The following is a 4,371-nucleotide window of genomic DNA, read 5'->3' as shown; positions in this document are numbered from 1 at the left end:
TCGAGGCCGCGGTACTCGGGCGGGGCGTTGTCGTTGATCCGCGCGAAGTCGTCGAAGACGTTGATCATCGGCAGGTTGTTGCGCTTGCCGACCATGAAATCGTTGAAGTCGTGCGCCGGCGTGATCTTCACCGCGCCAGAGCCCTTTTCCGGGTCGGCGTACTCGTCGGCGATGATCGGGACCGGCCGATTGACGATCGGCAGGCGCACGGCGCGGCCGATCAGGTCCTTGTAGCGCTCGTCCTTGGGGTGCACGGCGACCGCGGTGTCGGCGAGCATGGTCTCCGGACGCGTGGTGGCGACCACGATCTCGCCGGAGCCGTCCTCCAGCGGATAGGCGAAGTGCCAGTAGTGGCCGTCGACCTCGCGCTGCTCGACCTCCAGGTCGGAGATCGCGGTCTGGAAGTGCGGGTCCCAGTTCACCAGCCGCTTGTCGCGGTAGATCAGCTTTTCCCGGTAGAGCGTCACGAACACCTTGCGGACCGCCGCCGACAGGCCCTCGTCGAGGGTGAAGCGCTCGCGGCTCCAGTCGCAGCTGGCGCCCAGGCGCTTCAGCTGGTTCGTGATGGTGCCGCCGGACTTGGCCTTCCACTCCCAGATCTTCTCCACGAAGGCCTCGCGGCCGAGGTCGCGGCGGCTCTGGTTGCCGGCCTCGGCCAGCTGGCGCTCGACCACCATCTGGGTGGCGATGCCGGCGTGGTCGGTGCCGGGCAGCCACAGGGCGGCCTTGCCGCGCATCCGCTCGAAGCGGATCAGCACGTCCTGCAAGGTGTTGTTGAGCGCGTGGCCGATGTGCAGCGAGCCGGTGACGTTGGGCGGCGGGATGACCATCGAGAACGGTTCGGCGGCCGGATCGTCGGTCGGCGCAAATCCGCCCGACGCCTCCCAGGCGGCATAGAGGCGCGGCTCGACGGATTTCGGATCGAAGGTCTTTTCAAGCATGGGGAAGCGATCAGGTTGCGGGGCTGCATACACACCCGCTCATCCCCGCGAAAGCGGGGACCCAAGCTGAGGTCCAGGAAAGAGCCTGATCCGCCGTGCCGTCCGTAGGCGCCGCTTGGGTCCCGCCTGCGCGGGGATGAGCGGAATTTGATGGTCTAGCGTACTCGGCCGCGGGCGATGCGTTCGACTTCGGACTCGACGGCCTGCTGCACGATAACCGGCAGGTTTTCGTCCAGCCATTGCTGCAGCAGCGGGCGCAGCAGCTCGCGCACCACGTCCTCGAGGGTGCGGTCGCTCCTGGGCATGCCGATCACCGCCGACAGCTGGCCGAACGACGAGGCCGCGGCGCTGGCGGCGCGTTCGCTCACCAGGCTCTCGACCCGCGCGGGCGCAAGTGCCGGCTCGACCTCCGGGACCGGCGGCGGCGCCGAGACCGCCGAATGGACGTCGAGATCGCCGTGGGTTTCCACCTTGTCCGTCAACTCCAGCGCCTCCTCTTCGGCCGCCGGCGCGGGCTCCGGCGGCGCGGCTGCAATGGGTTCCGGCGCTGCCGCGAGCGGCGCCGGTTCGGACTCGGGTTCGGCCTTCATCGCGGCGGGTTCCTCGGTCGCAGCAGGCGCGGCTTCCGCCTCCTCCGCCGGCGGCGCGTCATCTTCGGAGATGATGCGCCGGATGGAGGCGAGGATCTCCTCCATGGTCGGTTCTTGGGAAGTCTGTTCGGACATGGGCCGGCCGCCGAGCGAAAAATGAATCCGTTAAGGCCCAGCCTAGACCATTTTCAGCCGAAGGGGAGGCCCGCTTCGAAAGGTCTATTTCTTGGGCGCGCTTGCCGCGGCCGGCGGCGGTTGCAGGCCGGGCGGGATCGGCGGCTCGCCGGGCCGGCCGGTGCTCATGGGAATCGGCGGGACCGCGACGGCGCGATCCACCAAGGCAATGGGCTCTTCCCAAGGCACGTAGCCCAGGGCGAACCGCAGCTTCCGCAAATTCCGCTTGGGATCGTATTGCGTGATCGACGGGATCAGGTCCTTCGCCTCCAGCCGGCCCATGGCCGACAGCAAGCTCGCGGCGGCCAGATATTCGTCGTGCTCCGCCGCCGCCGCGGTCAGCTCGTCGTTGCGCAGCTCCTGCTCGGCGTTCAGCACGTCGAGCGTGGTGCGCAAGCCGACCTTCTGCTCCTCGATGGTGCCTTCGCGGGCGATCTTCGCGGCGCGCACGGCCTCGGCGGTCGAATCGATGCTGGCCCGCGCGGCGACCAGCTGATTCCAGACCTGGCTGATGGTCTGCAGCACGGCGCGGCGCTGCGTCTCGATATTGATGCGGTCGGTGTTGTTGCGCTCGATCGACTGGCGGATGCGCGACGTCGTCAGGCCGCCGGTGAAGAGCGGCACCGTGACCACCGCGACCGCCTGGGCTTCCCGCGAGTAGAGGCCGCTGTCGAAGGGCTCCACGGGCCCCGAGAACCCGAGCGTTCCGCGCAGCGAAAGGCTGGGCATGCGCTCGGCGCGGGACGCCGCAACGCGGGCGCGGCTGGCCTGTTCGGCGAACTGCTGGGCGCGCAGCACCGGGCTGAACCTCTCGGCGATGCCGAAGGCGTCGTCGGCGTTGCCGGGCAGCAGGAAGGCCAGGGAAGGCACGGGCGCCAGCTCGCCAGGATTCTGGCCCACCGACGCGGCGTAGTTGGCGCGGCTGACGGCCAGCTGGGCGATGGCGCTCTGCAGCAGGGCCTGGGCCGCGGCCAGCCGCGATTCCGACTGGGCGACGTCGGTTCGGGTGATCTCGCCGACGTCGAAACGGGCCTTGGATTCCTCCAGCTGCTTTTGCAGCACGGCGACGTTCTCCTGGCGGATGCGGACACCTTCCTGGTCGCGCCGGACGTCCACATAGGCCTGGACGACGGTCAGCAGCACCTGGGCCTCCACCCGGCGCAGGGTCTCGCGGCCGGAGAGGATATCGCCTTCGGCGGCGGAGACCGCCGCGGCGGTCCGCCCGCCGGTCCAGATCGGCTGCGTCAGGTTCAGCACCGTGCTGCCGGAGTTGACCGTGTTGATGCCGTTCCCGCTGGCCGGGATCAAGGTGTCGGGCACGCCGTCGCCGTTAGTGTCGATCAACGTGTTGCGCGCCGCGCGCGGGCTGCGGAATTCGGTGAAGGCGGCGGAACCTTGCAGGCTGAGCTGCGGACGCCAGCCGGAGCGGGCCTGCACATAGTTCTCGTCCAGCGCCCGCTGCGTGGCGCGCTGCGCCTGCAGCGTCGGGTTGGTCTCGTAGGCCAGCGCGATCGCATCGGCCAGGGTTTCAGCGCACGCCGGCGCCGCAAAGGCTCCCGCAACGCCAGCGCTGAAGATCGCGGCGAGCAGGCGTCCGCGAAGGCTCTTCGACATTCCATATCCCCGACATAGGCAAGCGAGACTGATTCTATAGGGTGACGTGTGGCGCCAACACCTACACGGCGTCACCTTAAGCTTTTTTCACCCCGGCGTTCCTGCGGTGTTTCATAGCACTACTCGAAGGCGAAACCGTGTTCAGCTGCGAAGCCCGCCATGACCGGCGGCGTGGCGTCGAACACCTCGCGGCGGCCGACGCCGTCCTCGGCGCGGATGTAGACGCAAGCCTTGCCGACCGGACCGTCGCGCTCGATCACGCCCAGGCGGCCGCGCAGGGCCAGGGCGGTGAGCCAGGCCGCCGGCGCGCGCCCCACGGCGCCCTCGCAGACGATCACGTCGTAGGCCTCGTCGCCCGGCGGCTGCGCCAGATCGCCCGCGTCCAGCAGCGTCACCGAAAGCCCCAGGTGTTCCAGCACCGCGGCGGCATAGGGCGCGGCGATCGCCAGCGCCCGCTCGCCCGGCATGGGCCGGACCGCCTGCAGCAGCTTGGCCACGTCCCGCGGCTTCAGCAGCCAGCGGCCCGGCGCATATTCCACCTCGATGTCGGCGTAGGCGAGGTAGGTCTTGGTCGGCGGCAGGAACCGCTCGCGGGCCAGCTCGCGCATGGCGTCGTGCAGCCGCACGTCGGTGACGTCGGCAGGACGCACCTGGCTTTCCACCATGTTCAGCCGGGCGGCGGCGAAATCGGCCATCGAGGAAGTCCTTGGCGGGGCGAGAGTCTTGCGCGGCTTATAGGTCTGCGCCGCGGGCCAAGGCAATCGCAGCTGTCGCCGCACGCCCGTTGCCCCGAGTGCGGCCTTCTGTTAGCCATCCGCCCCCCGACGCGTGACGGCTGCCGTCACGCGTCTATATATTTGCTTGGTGATCGAGCCCCATGGGGGCTCGCGGCGGCCTGATGGCGGAGTGGTTACGCAGCGGACTGCAAATCCGTGCACCCGAGTTCGATTCTCGGTCAGGCCTCCAACCTCTTTCGATCACTCCGGCAAGTCGGCGCTGACACGGCGATGTCGAAGCGCTATCTGGGCGTCTGCCGCACGCTGCGCGGTCGG

4 protein-coding genes and 1 tRNA gene are annotated in these 4,371 nt (G+C 69.1%); 1 reads left to right on the top strand and 4 read right to left on the bottom strand.

The features are described from left to right. The 4 genes from JWP28_RS10250 to JWP28_RS10235 form a co-directional block, all read right to left on the bottom strand. Positions 1 to 941, bottom strand: a 941-nt coding sequence (locus JWP28_RS10250; protein WP_299542665.1) for a class I tRNA ligase family protein, incomplete at its 3' end; no start/stop codon positions are given. A gap of 155 nt (positions 942 to 1,096) precedes the next feature. Further along, a complete protein-coding gene (locus JWP28_RS10245; RefSeq protein ID WP_299542663.1) occupies positions 1,097 to 1,666 on the bottom strand; it encodes a DUF2497 domain-containing protein in 570 nt (189 codons plus the stop codon). An 84-nt stretch (positions 1,667 to 1,750) separates the two neighbouring features. After that, positions 1,751 to 3,319 (bottom strand): TolC family outer membrane protein, encoded by a 1,569-nt coding sequence (locus JWP28_RS10240; protein ID WP_299542661.1) that lies wholly within the window; start codon positions 3,317 to 3,319, stop codon positions 1,751 to 1,753. Between the two features lie 119 nt (positions 3,320 to 3,438). Further along, on the bottom strand, positions 3,439 to 4,014 hold the full coding sequence (locus tag JWP28_RS10235; protein ID WP_299542659.1) for a protein-L-isoaspartate O-methyltransferase: 576 nt from the start codon (positions 4,012 to 4,014) through the stop codon (positions 3,439 to 3,441). A 197-nt stretch (positions 4,015 to 4,211) separates the two neighbouring features. Here JWP28_RS10235 and JWP28_RS10230 point away from each other — a divergent pair. Continuing rightward, positions 4,212 to 4,285, top strand: a tRNA-Cys gene (locus JWP28_RS10230). Positions 4,286 to 4,371: the final 86 nt, after the last annotated feature.

Origin of the sequence: Phenylobacterium sp. (assembly GCF_028290885.1) — a bacterium.
In the GTDB taxonomy this organism is placed as follows: Bacteria; Pseudomonadota; Alphaproteobacteria; order Caulobacterales; family Caulobacteraceae; genus Phenylobacterium.
This window is presented reverse-complemented; position numbering and strand designations above follow the sequence as displayed.